General features: G+C 32.6%; 13 protein-coding genes. 9 read left to right on the top strand and 4 right to left on the bottom strand.

Annotated features, from left to right (window positions below; genetic code table 11):
• The 3 genes from pgi to Q4Q47_RS06740 all read left to right on the top strand — a co-directional run bounded on the left by pgi (nucleotide 1) and on the right by Q4Q47_RS06740 (nucleotide 4,881).
• A complete protein-coding gene (gene pgi, locus Q4Q47_RS06750; protein ID WP_303305888.1) occupies nucleotides 1-1,620 on the top strand; it encodes a glucose-6-phosphate isomerase in 1,620 nt (539 codons plus the stop codon).
• A 170-nt stretch (nucleotides 1,621-1,790) separates the two neighbouring features.
• The gene (locus Q4Q47_RS06745) at nucleotides 1,791-4,343 is read left to right on the top strand and encodes a TonB-dependent receptor (protein ID WP_303305887.1); all 2,553 of its coding nucleotides are present in this window, start codon (nucleotides 1,791-1,793) and stop codon (nucleotides 4,341-4,343) included.
• A 100-nt stretch (nucleotides 4,344-4,443) separates the two neighbouring features.
• Nucleotides 4,444-4,881 carry a hypothetical protein gene (locus Q4Q47_RS06740; RefSeq protein WP_303305886.1) on the top strand — a complete coding sequence of 146 codons (438 nt, stop codon included), beginning with the start codon at nucleotides 4,444-4,446 and terminating at the stop codon, nucleotides 4,879-4,881.
• A 197-nt stretch (nucleotides 4,882-5,078) separates the two neighbouring features.
• Here Q4Q47_RS06740 and Q4Q47_RS06735 read toward each other — a convergent pair whose 3' ends face one another.
• A complete protein-coding gene (locus tag Q4Q47_RS06735) occupies nucleotides 5,079-6,131 on the bottom strand; it encodes an endonuclease/exonuclease/phosphatase family protein (protein WP_303305885.1) in 1,053 nt (350 codons plus the stop codon).
• Nucleotides 6,132-6,295: 164 nt separating this feature from the next.
• On the opposite strand from Q4Q47_RS06735, the gene Q4Q47_RS06730 reads away from it, so the two are divergent.
• From Q4Q47_RS06730 to Q4Q47_RS06715, 4 genes are all read left to right on the top strand, one after another.
• Nucleotides 6,296-9,091 carry a carboxypeptidase-like regulatory domain-containing protein gene (locus Q4Q47_RS06730; protein WP_303305884.1) on the top strand — a complete coding sequence of 932 codons (2,796 nt, stop codon included), beginning with the start codon at nucleotides 6,296-6,298 and terminating at the stop codon, nucleotides 9,089-9,091.
• A 9-nt stretch (nucleotides 9,092-9,100) separates the two neighbouring features.
• On the top strand, nucleotides 9,101-10,528 hold the full coding sequence (locus tag Q4Q47_RS06725) for a DUF5689 domain-containing protein (protein ID WP_303305883.1): 1,428 nt from the start codon (nucleotides 9,101-9,103) through the stop codon (nucleotides 10,526-10,528).
• Nucleotides 10,529-10,718: 190 nt separating this feature from the next.
• The gene (locus tag Q4Q47_RS06720) at nucleotides 10,719-11,183 is read left to right on the top strand and encodes a mobile mystery protein A (protein WP_303305882.1); all 465 of its coding nucleotides are present in this window, start codon (nucleotides 10,719-10,721) and stop codon (nucleotides 11,181-11,183) included.
• Nucleotides 11,184-11,188: 5 nt separating this feature from the next.
• Nucleotides 11,189-11,776 carry a mobile mystery protein B gene (locus tag Q4Q47_RS06715; protein ID WP_331497689.1) on the top strand — a complete coding sequence of 196 codons (588 nt, stop codon included), beginning with the start codon at nucleotides 11,189-11,191 and terminating at the stop codon, nucleotides 11,774-11,776.
• A gap of 277 nt (nucleotides 11,777-12,053) precedes the next feature.
• Here the strand turns inward: Q4Q47_RS06715 and Q4Q47_RS06710 are convergent, their stop codons facing one another.
• The 3 genes from Q4Q47_RS06710 to Q4Q47_RS06700 form a co-directional block, all read right to left on the bottom strand.
• Nucleotides 12,054-13,550, bottom strand: a complete 1,497-nt coding sequence (locus Q4Q47_RS06710) for a RagB/SusD family nutrient uptake outer membrane protein (protein ID WP_303305880.1) — start codon at nucleotides 13,548-13,550, stop codon at nucleotides 12,054-12,056.
• Between the two features lie 11 nt (nucleotides 13,551-13,561).
• Nucleotides 13,562-17,014 (bottom strand): SusC/RagA family TonB-linked outer membrane protein, encoded by a 3,453-nt coding sequence (locus Q4Q47_RS06705; RefSeq protein WP_303305879.1) that lies wholly within the window; start codon nucleotides 17,012-17,014, stop codon nucleotides 13,562-13,564.
• A gap of 93 nt (nucleotides 17,015-17,107) precedes the next feature.
• Nucleotides 17,108-18,259 (bottom strand): FecR family protein, encoded by a 1,152-nt coding sequence (locus Q4Q47_RS06700; RefSeq protein WP_303305878.1) that lies wholly within the window; start codon nucleotides 18,257-18,259, stop codon nucleotides 17,108-17,110.
• A 93-nt stretch (nucleotides 18,260-18,352) separates the two neighbouring features.
• Between Q4Q47_RS06700 and Q4Q47_RS06695 the strand changes: the two genes are divergently transcribed.
• Together Q4Q47_RS06695 and Q4Q47_RS06690 are read left to right on the top strand one after the other, a co-directional pair.
• Nucleotides 18,353-18,943, top strand: coding sequence for an RNA polymerase sigma factor (locus Q4Q47_RS06695; RefSeq protein ID WP_303305877.1), 591 nt, complete (start codon nucleotides 18,353-18,355; stop codon nucleotides 18,941-18,943).
• A 200-nt stretch (nucleotides 18,944-19,143) separates the two neighbouring features.
• A complete protein-coding gene (locus Q4Q47_RS06690) occupies nucleotides 19,144-19,953 on the top strand; it encodes a hypothetical protein (RefSeq protein ID WP_303305876.1) in 810 nt (269 codons plus the stop codon).
• Nucleotides 19,954-20,000: the final 47 nt, after the last annotated feature.

The raw sequence follows: 20,000 nt of genomic DNA, 5'->3' as shown, positions 1-20,000 counted from the left end.
ATGGCATTACCAAATATAAACCCTACGACTACAGATTCGTGGAAACGATTACAGGAACATTTTGAAACTGTAAAAGATGTTCATATGAAAGATTTATTTGCTCAAGACAAAGAACGAGCAAATAAGTTCACCATAAAATGGGACGATTTTTACGTAGATTTTTCAAAGAATAGAATCACAGAAGAAACATTTAACTTTTTGCTGGAATTAGCTGATGCCGTTAAATTAAAGGACGCCATTAATAGTCAGTTTTCTGGAGAGGTCATAAATCAAACAGAAGGAAGAGCTGTTTTGCACACGGCATTACGTGCTCCAAAAACTTCAGAATGCCATGTTGATGGTGTTAATGTAATCCCTGAAGTGTATCAGGTAAAACAGAAAATAGAACAATTTACAAATGAAGTTGTAAATGGAGAGAGAAAAGGCTTTACAGGAAAAACGTTTACAGATATTGTAAATATTGGTATTGGAGGATCCGATTTAGGCCCTGCCATGGTGGTAGACTCTTTGCAGTATTATAAAAATCATTTGACGACTCATTTTGTAAGTAACGTAGATGGCGATCATGTAAATGAAGTTATTAAAAAACTAAACCCGGAAACGACACTCTTTGTAGTAGTTTCAAAAACATTTACAACACAAGAAACACTATCTAATGCCAATACCATTAAAGCATGGTTTTTAAAATCGGCTAGTGAAGAAGCTATTGCGAAACATTTTGTGGCAGTATCTACAAATATTCAAAGTGTCAAGTCATTTGGAATAGACGAAAATAATATTTTCCCAATGTGGGATTGGGTTGGTGGTCGTTTTTCATTATGGAGCGCCGTTGGTTTAACCATAAGTTTAGCTGTTGGGTATCATAATTTTGAAAGCTTACTTAATGGTGCTAACAAAATGGACGATCATTTTAAAACGGAAGATTTTAAAACCAACATTCCCGTTGTATTAGCTTTAATAAGTATATGGTATAATAACTTTTTTAAAGCTGAAAGTGAAGCAGTCATCCCATATTCTCAATACTTAAACCAGTTTGCTACGTATTTACAGCAAGGCATTATGGAGAGTAATGGTAAAAGTGTAGACAGAAATGGAAATCCTGTTGACTATGAAACAGGTACTTTAATTTGGGGAGAGCCAGGTACAAATTCGCAACATGCGTTTTTTCAATTAATACATCAGGGAACTAAATTAATTCCGGCAGATTTTATTGGCTTTACTAAATCTTTACATGGTAATCAAGATCATCAAGATAAACTTATTTCCAACTTTTTAGCACAAACGGAAGCGCTTTTAAATGGTAAAACGGAAAAAGAAGTCATTGCTGAAGGAACCTATTCTGATATTATTCCTTTTAAAGTTTTTAAAGGCAATAAACCAACCAATACTATTTTTATAAATAAATTAACGCCTGAAAGTTTAGGAAAACTTATTGCCATGTACGAACATAAAATATTTGTACAAGGTATCATTTGGAATATTTTTAGCTACGATCAATTTGGAGTAGAATTAGGAAAGCAATTAGCTAGCAAAATTTTACAGGAATTTAACAATAGCACTATAAGTGATCATGATTCTTCTACTAGTAATTTATTGAATTATTACAAAAATTTGGTATAGAAAAATACAAAATTCTTAATATAAATAACAAAAAGGCACTGATGTAATAATATCAGTGCCTTTTGTTTTGCTATAAATGTTAAGAAATTTAACACATGCATCACAGTTGTGTTTTAATTATCCGTATTTTTGTACTGACTAATTTCAAATAATTAATTCTTTTTTAAATCATGAAAAAAACTATTCATTTTTTTATGATGACTGTGGCATTTCTATTTTCTACAGTCATTATGGCTCAAAGCACTGTTACGGGAACTGTGACAGATGCCGAACTTAATTCCCCGCTTCCAGGTGCGAATATTGTTGAAAAAGGAACAACCAATGGTGTTTCTTCAGATTTTGATGGTAATTTTATTTTAACAACAGAAGCATCTTCCGGAGAGATTGTTATTTCTTATGTTGGTTACAGTTCTATTACTGTATCATTTAATGGAAATACTAATTTAGGCACTATTAAATTAACGCCAGATAATTCACTTGAGGAAATCGTTATTACTGGTTCTGGTGTTATTGATTTAGCTGAGAACAGAAAAACACCAATTGCAGTATCTACTATTAAATCAAATGAAATTAGAGAACGAGCAGGAAACTGGGATTTACCAGAAGTTCTAAAATCTACACCATCAGTACAAAGTATAAAAGGTGGAGGATTTGGTGATGGTCAAATGTTTTTACGTGGTTTTGACCAAACAAATACAGCATTTATGTTAAACGGACAACCAATTAATAGCCCGGAAGATGGCAGAATGTTCTGGTCCAATTGGTCTGGAGTGTTAGATGTAGCCAACGCAGTGCAGGTGCAGCGTGGTTTAGGGTCATCAAAGTTAGCTATTTCATCTGTCGGTGGAACAGTTAATATTGTAACCAAGACAGTAGATAGACGTGAAGGCGGTTTTTTTCAGCAAATGATTGCAAATGATAATTATACAAAGACTACTGCATATTACTCTACAGGTTTAATGGAAAGTGGATGGGCTTTTTCTGGGATGTTAGGACATTGGCAAGGAGAAGGATATGTTGATAATACCGATGGACAAGGTCAAACATATTTCTTGTCATTTGGTTATAAACCCAATGAAAATAATTTATTCAATTTTTTGCTTACTGGTGCACCCCAATGGCATGCAGCAGCAGGAAGTGGAAGAATAAGCGAGTTTTTAGAAAATGGTAGAAAATTTAATTCCTGGAACTTTGATGGTGTAAGAAGCCCAAACCTTTTGCAAAGTGGAAAATATCCAGGAGGAAGAAATGTATACCATAAGCCTGTAGCTAACTTAAGTTGGGATTTAACAATTAATGAGAATTCATCATTATCAACAATTTTATATGGTTCTTTAGGTCGTGGTACTTTTGCAGCAACAAGAACATCAGGAGGTGTTGCAACTTATGCAAGAGGGTCTAATAATAATCACAATTGGTATGGTTTGGTTACTAATTACAACAACCAATTAAATGAAAATTTAAACTTTAATTTTGGTGCAGATGTGCGTTTATACAACGGAATTCACTTTAGAAGCGTTAACGAATTTTTAACTGTGGATAGTGTAAGTGCATTTAGCAATTACAATGGTGGTGATTATAGTTTAACCAAAGTTTTTGGGGGTATTAACCCTTGGAATGTAACGTTTAATACTAATGATGATCATGGTCAGCGTTTTGGGTATGATTATGAAGAGCAAATAAATTATATTGGTGTTTTTGGCCAATTAGAATATGCAAAAGATAGTTTTACTGCATTTTTTCAAGGTTCAGCTTCAACACAATCTCATGTTAGAACCGAGTTTTTAAATGCTGCAAACGAAGGTCAGTCTGAAGAATCAGAAAAAGTAAATAATCCAGGCTTTAATGTTAAAGCTGGTGGTGCTTATACTATAAATAATAACCATAAGGTGTTTGTAAATGCAGGTTATTATTCTCGTCAACCATTCCATAGTGACTTACTTATAAGTGATAGAAATGGAAATGAGTTAATTAGCCCGGCAGTAGAAAACCAAAAGATAACAGGTTTAGAAGCTGGGTATCAATTTGGAGGAGAGAAGGTTTCTGCTAATTTGAATTTATACTACACCATTTGGGATAATAGAACATTGTTAGATGATAATGGAGAAGATCAAGGAGATCCTGCTTTTAGATTATTTCAAACACAAGGTGTAAAACAAGTACACTCTGGGATTGAATTAGAAGTGTTTACGCGTCCTATGGATAATCTTAAGATAAATGGATTTGTTGCTATAGGTGATTGGAAATTTGATGGAAATGGCATGCAAAGAACTTTTGATGAAACCGGTACTATTACAGATCCAGATGCTGTAATAAATCTTGATGGTGTTAAAGTAGGAGGTGCGGCACAATTTACTGCCGGGGCTTTTGCTTCTTATGAGTTTTTACCGAGATTGAGTGTTGATGGTACTTGGAATCTTAACAATGATTTATATTCTCAAGGGCAAACAACTGTAAGTAGCCCACCAATAGAATTACCAAGTTATGATACGGTTGATGCTGGTTTGTCTTACAAATGGTTTGTAGGAGAAAATGATGAAAACTCGTTACAGTTTAGAGTTAACATTAATAATATTTTTGATGAGGTTTATTTAGAATCTGTAAGTGGCAATACGGTTGCTTCAAACAATCCATCAGAAAACTATAAAGGGGTTAATACTTCAAATAGAGGACGATTTGGTTATGGCAGAACATGGAATTTTAGTATGCGTTTTAATTTCTAAATGAAACAAAATCATATAATTTTAAACCGCTTCAAGTTGAAGCGGTTTTTTTATGCTTTTAATTATTACATTTGTTGTAATAAATTTAAATATTTGACACATGTATGATATTGTAATGATGCTGCATTCTTATTGGGCATATTTAGTACTTTTAGTATTAATCATAGCAACAGTAAACGCTTTAATAAAAACATTTGGAGATAAAGAATACGAAGCCAACGATTTTAGAAAATCACTATTTACTTTAATAGTATCGCATATACAACTATTAATAGGATTGATATTGTACTTCGTGTCTCCCAGATTTGGGTTATGGAGTGAATTAGGAGGGGGTGTCATGGGTAATTCTTTAGCAAGATTGTATCTTGTAGAGCATCCTTTTATAAACATAGTAGCAGTAGCTTTAATAACCATTGGCTATTCCAAGCATAAAAAGAAATTAACCTCCAAAGCTAAATTAAAAACAATAGCTATTTTTTATACCATCGCTTTAGTATTATTCTTATCACGAATTCCTTGGAGCGCTTGGATAGGTTAAAAACAAAAAGCGATACTAATAATTAGTATCGCTTTTTGTTTTAAAGTTATTTTGTCATTCCTGCGAAGGCAGGAATCCACTTTAAAAATTAATAAGTTCAATGCATAAGATTCCTGCCTTCGCAGGAATGACAAAGTGTTATACCATAAATAATCAGAAACTTTTATATAGAACATACTTTTTAATAAGTGCAACTGTTACTTCACTTCCCTAATAACATACACATAAGCAGGTAAGTGATCACTATAACCATTTGTAAAACGACCATTAGAAAAACTTCTGAAAGGATAGCCTTTATAACGACCTTCTTTATGAAATAAGTAACTTTCATCGAAGATGCCGGCTTTATAAAACCGAAAGGAAGCATACTCTTTTTTAAGTAAAGGTTTGGTCATGATAATCTGATCAAACAAACTCCAGGTATCTCGATAAGCTGTAGTGCCTAATCCACTTTTATAAAAACTTTCAAAAGGATTATAAAGTCCTTTTAAACCGGTTTTGTTTTTCTCCTTTTTAGCTTTTAAAATAGCTTTGATGCTTTTGTTTGTAGGGTCATCATTTAAATCGCCCATAATAAAAACTTTTGCATAAGGATTTATTACCTGAAGTGAATCAATTAAGTATTTATTCAATTTAGCAGCTGCCATACGTTTTGGTCTACTCTTGGCTTCGCCACCACGGCGAGATGGCCAGTGATTAATAATAATATGAATCATTTCCCCTTCTAAGTTTCCGCTTACTAATAATTGATCTCTCGTGTAAATTTGTTTCCTATTGGTATCATCATAAATTTTTAGTTTGTGTTTGCTTGTGTATACTGGGATAAATAGCTTTTTCTGATATAATAAACCAACATCAATACCCCGAGCATCGGGAGAATCAAAATGAACAATACCATAATCTGTATCTCTTAATAAAGAATCGTTAACAAGGTCTTCCAACACTTCTCGATTTTCAACTTCAGATACTCCAATAATGACGGGTTTATTATGAGTTGTTTTATAGCCTATATCAGCGATCACTCGAGCCATATTTTGTACCTTCTTTTTATATACTTTGGCACGATTTGTTTTTAATTTCATCATGGGACTAAACTCATCCAATTTATTAGGATCGTTAATAGTATCGAACAGGTTTTCCAAATTGTAAAAAGCTATCGTATGAATTTTAAATAGTTTTTTTTCCTGTGCATGTGTGCTTCCAATACAGAGAACATATAATACGATAAAGCAAAAACTTAAACATTTCATATAGGGAGTTATTAATTTAAATCAAAAGTAGATATTTTCTTTAAATTTAGAGAGGTTAATTCTTACAAATAATATATATTCGCAAACAAATTAAATCAAATAACATTATTTGAGTGAACATACTTTTAATAGAAAAGAACCGAGTCCTATTAAAAAAAGTAGCCATGATGCTACTCATATTGTTTTCAACACGATCTGTGTTTGCACAACAAACGCTTATAAAAGGCAGTGTAAAAGATGCCATGTCATTTCAGCCTATAGAGAATGTCATTATTATTATAGAAGAAACAAAACAACAGACACAAACAGACCCTTTGGGAGAATTTGCATTCTCTGTAAATGTCCCTTTAGGCGAACAGGTTTTAAGAATTTCAAAAGCAGGATATATAAGTAAAAGATATCCCATAGTCGTTAATGAACATCAGATCGTAAACATTACCGATATGACTTTGGAGTTAGATAACTCGTCATCTCAAGATTTATTTACAATAAGCCTTTCTGATGACGAGCTTGATGATGATACTCATGGATTGGGCAATATTTCAGGATTATTACAATCGTCTCCAGATATTTTTCAACGTACAGCAGCCTTTGAGTTTAGTGCTTCCTTTTTTAAGTTGAGAGGTTTAGATTCGGATCAGGGATCGGTTATGATTAATGGTATCGAAATGAATAAAATCTATAATGGACGTCCACAATGGAGCCATTGGGGTGGTTTAAATGATGTGGTGCGTAATCAGGAATTTAACACTGGCTTAACACCTTCTAACTACAATTTTGGAGGACTGTTAGGAACCATAAATATTAATACCAGAGCATCGCAAATGCGATCAGGAAGACGGGTAACTTATTCATCATCTAATAGAAGCTATGCCAATAGATTGATGGCTACCTACACTTCAGGGTTATTAAAAAGTAGTTGGGCTTATACATTGTCTTTAGGAAGGCGTTGGGGAAATGAAGGCTATCAAGATGCAACACTATATAACTCTAATTCAATTTTTACATCCATAGAAAAAGTAATTAATGATAAACATAGCTTAAGTTTCACAGGTATTTATGCACCAAACAGAAGAGGCAAATCGTCTCCAAATACTCAAGAAGTTTATAATTTAAAAGGAATAAAGTATAATGAATATTGGGGTTGGCAAGATGGTAAAAAGCGTAATTCACGTATTAAAGAAGTTGAAGAACCCATAGTTATGATAAACCATTATTGGCATATAAATAGTAAAACAAAATTAAACACTAATGTAGGTTATCAGTTTGGAAAGTTAGGAAACAGTCGTTTGGCATATGGAGGAGCTAATCGCATAATAAATACCGATGGGACTATAGTTTTTGAGAGTGGAGGCAGAAATCCGAGTCCAACCTATTATCAACAACTTCCAAGTTATTTTGAAAGGAATTTTCCAAATGATTTAGAGTTCGCTTATGGTGCACAGCAAACGTTTTTAAATAACGGACAAATTAATTGGCAACAGATGTACGATGCAAATTTAATTAATACATCTCAAGAGAGAATTGCAACGTATATGTTATATGAAGATAGGGTAGATGATAATCAATTAACCGTAAACACTATTTTTAGTAGCGAGTTAAGCGAACATATTTTGTTTAATGCATCTATTAATTATAAAAAGCTGGAATCTAAAAATTATGCTCAAGTTCTAGATCTTCTTGGCGGTTCCGGCTTTTTGAATGTAGATAGCTTTGATGGCGTTCAGTTTGATTTAAAAAAACCGAATACCGTTGTAGGTGTTGGAGACACTTACGGCTATCATTATAATATGTTTGCCAATATTATTTCCGGGTTTGCACAAGCACAGTTTACATATAATACGTTAGATTTTTTTGTATCGGGAAGTATAACCAATACACGATATCAAAGAGAAGGTTTGTTTCAACACGAAACATTTCAAAATAATTCCTTTGGTAAAGGCGAGGCGTTATCCTTTACAGGATTAGGTGTTAAAGCTGGTGGCACTTATAAGATTACAGGTAAACACATAGCAGGCATAAATGCAGGTTATATTATGAAAGCTCCTTCTATTCGTAATAGTTATTCTAATTCCAGAGCGAACCACAACATTGTTCCGAATATTTCCGAAGAAAAAATAATGTCTTTAGATGCGAGTTATATTTTTAGGTCGTCTATTGTTAAAGCAAGACTTACAGGGTTTTATACAAAGCTTAAAGGTACCAATGATATTTCGTTTTTCTTTGCAGATGGTATAGGACATGTGATTGCTGAATCTGGAACACAACAATCAGGCAATGACGACAACGAGTTTATTCAAGAGATCCTACAAGGCATCGATAAAAATTATTTAGGCACAGAACTAGGTATAGAAGCTCAGGTAACACCCACTATTAAATTAAAAGGAGCAGTAGCCTTAGGACAATACACTTATGCTAATAATCCGGACTTATATCTGTCTTCAGACAGGTTTGAGAATGTTTATTTAGGAACCTCTAAACTTAAAAACTATAAGTTAGCTGTTGGCCCGCACCGGGCTTACTCTATGGGGTTTGAATATCGCGACCCGGGCTATTGGTGGTTTGGTGCCACAGCCAATTTTTTCGATAAAACGTATGTCGATATTAGCCCACTAACCAGAACCGATAATTTTTTCACAGATGTTGATGGCTTACCATTTGTTGATTATGATGAAGCTATCACTAAAGAACTGCTAAAACAAGAACCTTTTGATGATTATATGGTTGTAAACCTCGTGGGAGGTAAATCGTGGCGTGTTAATCAGTATTACATTGGTTTTTTTGCAAGTATCAATAATGTTTTAGATGAAATTTTTAAAACTGGCGGTTTTGAACAAGGAAGAAATGCTAATTACAGGCAATTAAGAGACGATAAAGCTTTAAATAAACCTGTTTTTGGATCTAAATATTGGTACGGAAGAGGCGCAACGTATTTTCTAAATGTATATGTTAATTTTTAAAACAGTATAATGAATTATAGAAATAGACTTTTAATTTTAAATATGGTTATACTATTTTTTTCTTGTGTAGATGAAGACCATAGTATTCCAAGTCCTGATGACGTAGAAAATATAGTCGTTCCAGTAAACCAATTAACAACATTTAAAGCTATTTATGAAAGGTATGAACAAGCAAAAAACAAAGGAGAGCTTATAACAGTTATAAACGAAGATTTGTATATTGAAGGTTATGTTATTTCAAGTGACAGAGCGGGTAACTTCTTTGAAGAACTCATTATTCAAAATAAAGTAGATGAAAGTAACCCGGACAATGATCCTAGGCTTGGGATTAAATTAGAAATTAATGTAGGGAGTCTATCAGATAGCTATGAGTTAGGGAGAAAAGTATATGTAAAACTTAAAGGCTTAACCATTGGGGAATCTAATGGCGTTTTAGCCATTGGTCGCGGCGAGGATTCCAGAATAGAGCAAATTCAAGATTTTGAGTACCAAAACATTGTTTTAAGAACCTCAGAGGTGGTTACAATTACGCCTAAAATTAGTTCATTAATTCATTTAACAGAAGCCGATGAAAACACTTTAATTCAATTAGATAACATGCAAGTTAATAGGTTTGATTTGGCATTAACCTATGCGGGTGAATCTACCGATGCTTTTGATGGTTTAAGGATTTTAGAAAACTGTGAGTCCGGAGCTTCTATTTTACTACAAACAAGTACGTTTTCAGATTTTAAATCGTTGCCGGTACCTCAGAATAAAGGAAGTATTCGAGGTGTATTTAGTAGAGATTATAGAGATAATTTTAATGTATTGATAGTCAGTAGTTCGTCTGATATTACTTTTGATTCTGATGAGCGCTGTGACCCCATGGAATTGGATTGCGGATTGGCACCAGCGTTGGGAACAATGAATTTATTTTATGAAGATTTCGAATCGCAAAAAAACAATAAGCTAATAGCAGGAAACGGGTGGACTAACTATATAGAAGCAGGTAGTGAGGGTTGGGAAGCCTATTCTTCAACATCAACGAATGCTTCTTTAGGAAGGTCTGCCAGATTTAAATCTGCAAGTTCTGGTGACGCTAGTAATGTTGGGTGGTTAATAACACCAGCCATCAATCTGGATACTCAAGATGGAGAGACCTTGCGCTTTAAAACCTCTAATAGTTTAGCAGATAGTAGTTATTTAGAAGTGTTGTATGCTTTAGATTGGGATGGTACCGAAGCAAATATAAATTCTGCAAACTGGGGTGTTTTAACTGCAGCTTATATTGTAAAAGATACCGATTCTTTTGTGCCTTGGTTCAATTCTGGAAATGTAGATTTGTCTTGTGTTACCGGTACCATACATATTGCTTTTAAATATACGGGTAGCGGACAAGAAATATTTGATGGTGTTTATGAGCTGGATGCTATTAGTATTGATTATTTACCTTAGAATCTTGGATTCCGTTTTGGAATAATCCATAGAAAAACCAACTTTTTGTCAAAAAAGTCGTCTAATAAGATGGTTTTTTGAATATTATAAATCTGAAGATTTATATTTTATTTTTTTTATAAACTTATATGTGTATATTTATGATATATTTATAAACTTATAAGTTTGTAAATAATGTAAAATCATAGTTATGAGAGATTCAAGACATAAATTAATGATAGAACAATTGGATAATAAACTTCAAGTTTATTATCCGCTATTAAACCTTACCGTTCCTGATAGAGGGTGGCTTCATGTGATACGTAAAGCTTACAAGATGTCCTTACGACAATTTAGTGAACGACTAGGTGTTACCCCCCCAGCGGTAGAAGGTTATGAGAAAAGAGAGAAAGAAGGTAATATTACTTTAAAAAGTTTAGAAGAAGCAGGGAAAGCTTTAAATATGAAATTGGTATATGGATTTGTTCCTATGGGTGGCTCTATTGAAAAAACAATTGAAAATAGAGCCAGAGAATTGGCTTTAGAGATTGTTAGGACTACATCTACTACAATGGCTTTAGAAGACCAAGAAAACACGAATGACCGTCTTAAGAAAGCGGTTGATGATAAAACAAAACAGATTATTGAAGAGATGCCTCGTTATTTATGGGATTAAAAGATATGAAGCCCGTAAAAGGACAAACAGCCTTGAGTGAAGAAGAAATGGAAGGGTTGCTCATTTCAACAATTACTACACAAGAGGAGTTAGATGAGTTTGAGCAACTCAATATTCAAAAAGCTGTGGAATGGTATTTAATTGGTAGAAAATTTAAAGCTGATAAAATTCTAACAGAAGATTTTATTATTGGTGTTCATAAAAGAATGCTTGGCGATGTTTGGTCTTGGGCTGGACAGTTTAGAAATAGTGAGAAAACTATTGGTATTGCATGGCATCAAGTATCAGTAAGACTTCGTCAACTTTTGGATGATTGTAAATTTTGGATTAATAATAAAACATACTCAGATGAAGAAATAACGATACGTTTCAAGCATGAAATGGTTGCTATTCATTTGTTCCCAAATGGTAATGGTAGACATTCACGTTTAATGGCAGATATAGTTATGAAACACATATTTGAAAAACCAAAATTTACTTGGGGTCATAAAGATTTGGCTAATAAAAGCAAAACACGTAAAGATTATATTAAAGCTCTTAAGAAGGCTGATAATAGTGATTTCATCGACTTAATAGATTTTGCTCAGTCATAAATTTAAGCTGATTTTGTTCAAAGGATTGTGTCATTCAAAGTATTCCGACAGTTTTCGGAGTCGAAGAACCTCATAATATTAGGATCAAATGAAAACAAAAGATAATTATATTTATGTACTAGTCAATGGAACAAAAAGGAGTTTCAGATTCTTCAGTCCTCTCTCCTTCTGAATGACATTAAATAAATGAAAAAACCTCTGTTTTAAGAGAGAAAACAGAGGTTGAAAATAACCCAATAACCTAATCTAAATTATAAACTTACTCAAATCTAATTTATTATATAGGGTTTTGGTCTATTAACGGGTTTGCATCAATTTCATCTTGAGGTATTGGCCATGTCCATCTATTATCGCCTACAGGAACTTGCATAATTCCGTTGGTATAGGTTGTACTCTGATTTGAACCTGTTCTATCTAACGGAAGATTTAATCGTTTTAAATCATACCATCTAAAACCTTCGCCCCATAATTCAACACGACGTTGCACCATAATTTCATCAATTAAGGCCTGCCCTGTATTGGTTGATAAGGTATATGCGCTATCTCTAGTTATAACCATGTCGTACAAAGCTTGAGCAGCTAGTCCATCTTGGTTGTTTCTAGCTAAAGCTTCTGCTTCAATTAGATACATCTCAGCTGCGCGCATCATCGGTACATCTACACGACTATCTCCATTGCTCACAGCTATAAATTTTTGATTCGTATAAGGAAATCTTTTATGACTTGATAATAATGACACACCATCAGGCAAGTTTAAATGCTGCCCTGTTGGATCCCATAAGGTTTTACGGATATCAGTAGCAGAAATCATATCGTATAGTAAATTATTTATTGACCTAGGGTTTCCACGAATTGCCGATGAGCTAAAATTTCTTGAAATAAAAGCCCCATAATTACCCCAAGCATCATTTCCAGTATTTTGATCTTCTTGTATTTGACTAGCCCACATAAACTCGCTATTGGTTTCAGAAAATATTTGAAATCCTTGTGCATAGGTAGCTGCATCCATTAAAATAAATCCTGCTCGTGCTTCAGCGGCGAATTGTGCTGCTACCGACCAATTACCTTGGGTTAAAGCAACTCTTGCTTTTAAGCCTTTAGCAACATTGGCATTAAAATGTGATTTGTTTTTTCGTGCATACCCATTTAATAAAACTATGGCCTCATCCAGGTCTTTATTAATTTGAGTATAAACCTCTTCAACTGTGTTACGCGCAATAGGATCTATAGAATTATCTAATTTAAGAGGAACTCCTAATTGAGAATTTCCTCCTCCAATTTCATATCTGTTTCCCCATAACCGTACTAAGTGAAAGTGACAAAATGCTCTATATACAAGTGCTTGCCCTTTTACAGCATCTCTGTCTGCTTGCTCTCCTGTTGCATTATCAACACCATTAATTAACACATTGGCATTAGCTACCCATTGGTAAAACATTTTCCAATTTGTGGTGTTATATGCATTGTCTGGTTCAGAATTTGGTCGCCATCTGTAAGAATGTGTCCAATTACTTCTATTAAATACATGATCTTCTCCAGCTTCATCAATATGAATATTAAAAGCTCCAGCACCTCCTCTTCCTTGACTTCCATACTCAGTATATAATGCCCTATGAATCCCATTTAATGCAGTTAAGGCGTTATCTGTAGTTAATACTGCTACTGCAGATGATACTTGATCGGTAGGAACTGTATCTAGGTAATCTTTTTCACAAGCTGTCATGCAAAACAAAACGGCTAAAGCTCCAATAAAAGAAATTATTATTTTTTTCATTTTCAATTTTTTTAAAATTTAACATTTAATCCTAAAGAAACAATTCTTGAAGGTGTATAAACATTGGATGTTGTTCCACTAAAATTCTGTTGTATGTTTAAGCCTTTTCTAGAATTAATAGAAAAGACATTTTCTGCACTTAAATAAAGTTGAGCGGTGTTTATACCTATAGAACTTATAAAGTCTGATGGTAAATTATATGAAAAATTTATACGTTTCATATTTAAGTATGATGCATCAACAAGCCATCTATCAGACGTTGCGTTAAAATTAGTCGTTTGAGAAGCATCTAATCTTGGTACATTTGTGATGTCTCCGGGTTTTTGCCAACGTTTTAAAATATCAACACTTTTGGCCCTCCCATAGTTTCCGGAACCCATAATACTTTGGTAGTTATAATCTATGCTTTCGCCACCAATTTGATAAGTCATCAAGAAACTTAAATTAAAGTTTTTATATCTAAGTGAATTAGATATAGCTCCAATTAAATCTGGAATGGCTGTTCCTGCATAATGAAATTTTGCACTGGCTTGGTTTGTTGTTAGGGTATTTCCATCAATGACTCTTATATCGGAACCATTAGCATCAATTGCATCTTCATTTGCAGTATATAATGCAGCACCATCTGCGGGATCTACACCATACCAATCTTTTAACCAATAGTCATAAATAGAGTGACCTACCATTAATTTTTTAGAGCCATTTATAATTTCTTCTTGTGGCAATTTTGTAAACTCATTTTTAATAGTGGTTGCATTTATACCAAAGTTCCAATTAAAATGGTCACTTTTTATAACATCATAATCTAAACTAATTTCAATGCCTCTATTGAAAAGAGTCCCTATATTCTTTGAAATATCTTCACTTCCACTAGAAAGAGGTAGTGGGACATCAAAAAGCAAATTAGCCGACTCCCGATTATAATATTCAATAATACCATTTAACCTATTCCATAACCCAAATTCTAGTGCAATATCATAACTTTCACTAGACTCCCATTCTAACAAAGGTGCTTCAAGTGTTGCTTGTAAAAATCCAGATTCAGATTGGTTATTAAAATCTAAGTCATATAAGCCTTGATAAGCATACCAACTAATGCCCGAGTTGTTTCCTAATTCACCATACGACCCTCTTAACTTTAAGAGATCTATAGCCGCAATGTTCTCTATAAAGGACTCCCTTTCTAATCGCCATGCTGCCCCCAAAGACCAAAATTCACCCCAACGAACATCCTTAGCAAACTTTGAAGAACCATCTGTTCTATAAGAAGTGCTTAAAAAATATTTACCATCATAATCATAATTAAAGCGCCCAAAATAACTCTCGTCTCTTAATATATCTGTTACAGATGATAAATTTGTAGTCGTAACAAAATTTATCAGCTCCGTATTACCATCAGCAATCAATTGTGATTTTTCGCCAATAAAATTATTTACTTTTAGTTGTAATGACTCATGTGCTGCTAATAATTTAAAATTATGATTGCCAAATGATTTATTATAATTTAAAAGTTGATTAAACCCTAAAGTAGTTCTTCTATTGTAACGTCTGGTAGATTTTCCTCCCGGTGCACCATCACCAATTATTTTATTTTCAAAATCTGTGGTATACCAATGGCGTTGATCTAAACTAACATTTACGGTTAACATTAAATCTTGAGTAAAATTAATATCAAAATATGTTTTTCCGCTTAGGGAAGTAATTTCATCTAAATCCTGATTATAATCTATCTCAGCTAGAATATGCCTTCCTCCATTAGCAGTATTTGGTCGATTATCGTCTAATTCATAAAGACGGTTTCCATTATCATCTAAAATAAAACTGCCATCAGGATTGTGTTTATAAATGGGATAAATAGGTGCTACACTTCTAGCAAAACGCATGGGGTTAACAAATGAGCTGTTTTGTGTACTGCCTGTTTGTGCTTGATTACCTTCAGATGTAGTCGCAGAAAGATTCAATCCTGTTTTTAACCAATTATTAGCTTGATAGTTCGCGTTAATACGTCCTGAGAACCTTTCAAAATTAGATTTTTTGATAAACCCTTCTTCATTTAAGTAACCAAGTGACACATAAAAATCACTAGTATCCGTACCTCCTTGATAGTTTATATCATAATTTTGACGTATCCCTATTCTAGTAACAGCGTCAACCCAATCTAGATCATTATATAACAATCTTGCACTAGGATTAATCTTTCCGTCTGTCCCAACTATTTGATCATCAGGAACATTATAAGGGTTGTTTAATAGTTCTGTAATTATATTAGTAGAAGCAAATGTATTTGCTGCAGTAACATCGGCTGCAGAATCTACACCAGGAATGGCTTCACTATTACGCATAGATTCCCACATAATCTCATAATACGTATTAGAACCTAACCTTTCATACTCATCAATAGAGCGATCAACAATACTAGTAGAGGCATTTAAGGAAAATTGTCCTTTTTTATTCCTTCCTCTTTTAGTTGTGATCATAACAACACCATTGGCAGCTTTATTACCATAAAGCGACGTAGAGGAAGCATCCTTTAAAATAGTAAGACTTTCAATATCTGTTGGATTAATAGAATTTATAGATCCATAAAAAGGAATCCCGTCTACCACATACAATGGGCCACTATCTGCATCAAAAGACCCAAACCCTCTTATACGTATAGATTGCCCTTGACCTGGCTGTCCGCCTGCTGCCGTTACCGAAACTCCAGCTGAAGACCCTTCAATGGCTGCCGATATATTGGCTACTGTTATTTTTGAAAGTGCTTCACTATTAAGTTGTGTGGCAGATCCTGTAAAGTCTGCCTTTTTAGCGGTACCGTATGCCACAACTATAACTTCATCAAGAGACGTATCAGCAACCATTGTTACATTAATTATATCAGAAGTTCCAACTTGTATTTCCTGAGTTGTCATTCCTACAAAGCTAAATATGAGTATGTCTCCAGTATTAACTTCAATAGTATAGTTCCCATCAAAATCTGTTTGCGTACCGGTTTGAGTTCCTTTAATTACGATGCTAGCACCAGGTAAAGGTAACTGCCCATCGGAAACAGTTCCCTTGATAACTCTTTTTTGCACACCTGTATCAACCGGTTCTTCTTTGGTTTTTATGATTATGGTATTATTAGGAGCAATTGAAAAGATAAAATCACCTTTATTAAGGCTTTTTTCTAATAGTTGGTTTGCTTGAATAGTTCCCTTTTTTATAAAAACCTTAGGAAAACTTTTAAACATATCTTCCTGATAAATGAACCTGTAATCAGTTTGTCTTTTTATAATTTTAAAGACGTCGTCAACGGTTAATGAGATATCATTGGTAATCTCGATATTTGTGTTTTGCGAAAAAATATCGACGGAAGTAAACCCAAATGACAATGAGCATAATAAGAATATAAAAGTTCTCATAATGATGGTTAAAATTCTTTTTCTAAATAAGAAAAAGAAAGGAGTTGGTTTAATTTTCATAAATTTACATGTTTTAATTAGTTAATATTAATTATTACAGACTTAAAGGGGGCGAAGTTGGATACCGCTAAATGTCTACCTCGCTCTCTTTTTTTATTTTAAAATTATTTTTTTGTCATTTATTTTGTATGAATTTATAAAGCCTAATTCTTTAATGGTTATTAATATATCTTCTATGTTTTGATTTTTACTAAGTACTCCTATAAACTTAATATCTTCAATTTTTTTGTCAACAAATACAACATCCATATCGTACCATCTTGAGAGTACTTTCATAATGTCTTTTAAAGGTTTGCTTTCAAAACTAAAAACACCATTTACCCAGGAAGTTGCATTATACACATCAATATTTTCTACAATGATATTTTTATTGGATAAACTAATTTGAGACTGTTGATTAGGCTCTAAATAAGCACTTTTAGAACCATTATCTACCGCTACTTTACCTTCAACCAAAGTGGTATAAACAATATGTTCATCCTGATATGATTTAATATTAAATTTAGTTCCCAGCACCTCAAGTTCTTGCATTCTGCTTTTTACTTTAAACAAAGCGCCTTTATGGTGAGTACTTGGAGATACATCAAAATACGCTTCTCCGTATATTAATTCAACCATTCTGGTTTCTCCTTTAACAAAATTTACAGGATACTTAAGTTTAGACTCTGAGTTTAGCCATACTTGTGTACCGTCTGAAAGTTTTACGAAATACTGACCGCCTCTGGGAATGGTTAAATAGTTATACACTATTTTCTGATTAGTAGCTTTAGGTGTATTGTAAATTAATTTTTCTCCATTACTTATTATATTATCAGCAACATAATTTTGACCTTTTTCCAAAGTAATATCGGTCCCATCTTCCAGGGTAAGAGTAGCTTTGTCTGTTCCAGTCTCTATATTGTTCTTTACAATAATAGGTTTATTGGTATCTGTTTTATTATTATTTAATAAGATTGGTAGTGCAATTAATAATGCTATTATAGCAGCGATAGATAAACGCTTAATTAGATTTTGTTTTTTTGATTTATTAATGATCCGCAATCTGTTTTTAACAGATTTTTTTGCTTCTGATAAATCAAAGCTATTTGTATTTAAAGAAGTTATATAATCTGTTCTTACGAAACGATTAAAAATTCTAGCATTATTGGCATTACTTAGCCAAATTTCTAAGGTTTTCAGCTCATCTTCATTAATTTCCCGATTAAGAAATTTAACTATTATTATTTCAATTTTTGCATGCTTCATATCTACTATAACGGATGAATTTTTTATACCCCTCTACTTTTTAAGTGAAAACTTGAGATTTTTTTTTAGTTTTATAGCTTGTAATCAATTCAATTGAAGAATAAAAAGCTTTTCATAACGCGTTTAAAATCTGGAGACTCCTTGGCCTATGAACAGCTAATGGACTCTTTTTACCATAAGTTATGCACATATGCCTTGACTTTAACTAATGATTTTACCAAAGCAGAAGATATTGTTCAAAACGTATTTGTTAAAGTTTGGATTTTAAGAAAGAACCTTAAGACAAATTTAGATTTAAAACCGTATTTATATAGATCTGTGTATAATGAATTTATTGACGAATACAGAAAAAACAGGAAAGCCATTTATTTAGAAAAAAAGCATATCGAAGCTGTTGATTTGGTGGTTGAAAACGAAAAACTGAATATTGATGAGATGATGAAAATTGTAAATAAAGAGATTGATAACCTGCCTCCTAAGTGTAAAAACATTTTTATTTTAAATAAAAAAGAAGGACTTTCTCATGATGAAATATCTGAGTATCTCAACATCTCGGTTAAAACAATAGAAGGGCATATGACTCGGGCATTTAAAATACTGAATGAAAAGCTTAGCGGAAAGTTAAATAAGGTTCTGTTCTTATTATTTAGTTTTAAAGATAAAATTAATAAATCATTAGGTTAGAATAGTTGTTTTCTTTTTTTAAGATACTGATATATAGTAAAAGGAGGCATATTGATTTTGGTTCTATCAATTAACCAAAAGCATAACAAAAATGTTTATTTTATTGTCCACCAATTATTTATTTTAACGTGATCGACATAAGTAATATTATCAATAATTTGAAATATCACATAATCTTTTTATTCCTGATCTGTTCTTTTTTGAGCTTTTCACAAACTGAAAGTTTTCTTATCCAAGTAGGGCAGCAATCTAATAAAACTTATACATATAAAATAGAAGAAACATCTACTACAAATACTTTTAAAAATGTGGATAAGGAAATGAAAAAAATGTTAGATTCTATTGGATTTCCTATAAGATTAAAGGCTAACAAAAAGGAATCCTTTAGAATGAAAGTATTCACTTTTAATGTTGATAATAATAAGGATATACCAGTTGAAATATTATTTGATCAATTTTCTTATAAAGGAAAATATAATAGAGATAAAATAGATGACAGACATGATTTTAATTCTTTGAAAATAATAGGAAGGATTAATACTAAAAAAGAAATTATAATAGGTGATTTTTTTATTGATAATAAAAGAAGCAAAGATGAATCAATAATAAAACCTTATTACAATAATTTTGGAAGTATAGTAATCTTTCCTGATGACTCTTTGCTTATAGGAGATTCTTTTATAGTTGAAAAACCAATGATTAATGAAGAATCATTGGCAGATATTATTGGAAGTACTATAAAAAGTAAACTAACTCTAACACAAGTAAAAAAGGGAACAGCTTATTTTAGTATTGAACAGATTGTTAAATTGGATAAAGAGAATGCGATTAAGGAAATAACAAATTTAAATGTTAAATCTAAAGGTGAATTAGAAGTAGATATTGATGGTAATTATATTAAAAGAGTATTCTTAGAATCTTATGTTAATTATGATAAAATTTTACACGAAGGTAATACTATAAACTTTAAACATAAATCTACTTTAAGGGTAAATATAATAGAGAAATAATTTTTGCTCAGGCTCTTGGGAAGATCATTAATAGTTGTAGATATTGC

Source organism: Flavivirga spongiicola (assembly GCF_030540825.1).
GTDB classification, from domain to species: domain Bacteria; phylum Bacteroidota; class Bacteroidia; order Flavobacteriales; family Flavobacteriaceae; genus Flavivirga; species Flavivirga spongiicola.
This window is presented reverse-complemented; position numbering and strand designations above follow the sequence as displayed.

Excerpts from the sequence above, each read along its gene's own strand:
- pgi (WP_303305888.1), top strand. The coding sequence starts at position 1 with ATGGCATTACCAAATATAAACCCTACGACTACAGATTCGTGGAAACGA.
- Q4Q47_RS06710 (WP_303305880.1), bottom strand. The coding sequence starts at position 13,550 with ATGAAAAAAATAATAATTTCTTTTATTGGAGCTTTAGCCGTTTTGTTT.
- Q4Q47_RS06745 (WP_303305887.1), top strand. The coding sequence starts at position 1,791 with ATGAAAAAAACTATTCATTTTTTTATGATGACTGTGGCATTTCTATTT.
- Q4Q47_RS06725 (WP_303305883.1), top strand. The coding sequence starts at position 9,101 with ATGAATTATAGAAATAGACTTTTAATTTTAAATATGGTTATACTATTT.
- Q4Q47_RS06715 (WP_331497689.1), top strand. The coding sequence starts at position 11,189 with ATGAAGCCCGTAAAAGGACAAACAGCCTTGAGTGAAGAAGAAATGGAA.
- Q4Q47_RS06705 (WP_303305879.1), bottom strand. The coding sequence starts at position 17,014 with ATGAAAATTAAACCAACTCCTTTCTTTTTCTTATTTAGAAAAAGAATT.
- Q4Q47_RS06735 (WP_303305885.1), bottom strand. The coding sequence starts at position 6,131 with ATGAAATGTTTAAGTTTTTGCTTTATCGTATTATATGTTCTCTGTATT.
- Q4Q47_RS06740 (WP_303305886.1), top strand. The coding sequence starts at position 4,444 with ATGTATGATATTGTAATGATGCTGCATTCTTATTGGGCATATTTAGTA.
- Q4Q47_RS06700 (WP_303305878.1), bottom strand. The coding sequence starts at position 18,259 with ATGAAGCATGCAAAAATTGAAATAATAATAGTTAAATTTCTTAATCGG.
- Q4Q47_RS06720 (WP_303305882.1), top strand. The coding sequence starts at position 10,719 with ATGAGAGATTCAAGACATAAATTAATGATAGAACAATTGGATAATAAA.
- Q4Q47_RS06730 (WP_303305884.1), top strand. The coding sequence starts at position 6,296 with ATGATGCTACTCATATTGTTTTCAACACGATCTGTGTTTGCACAACAA.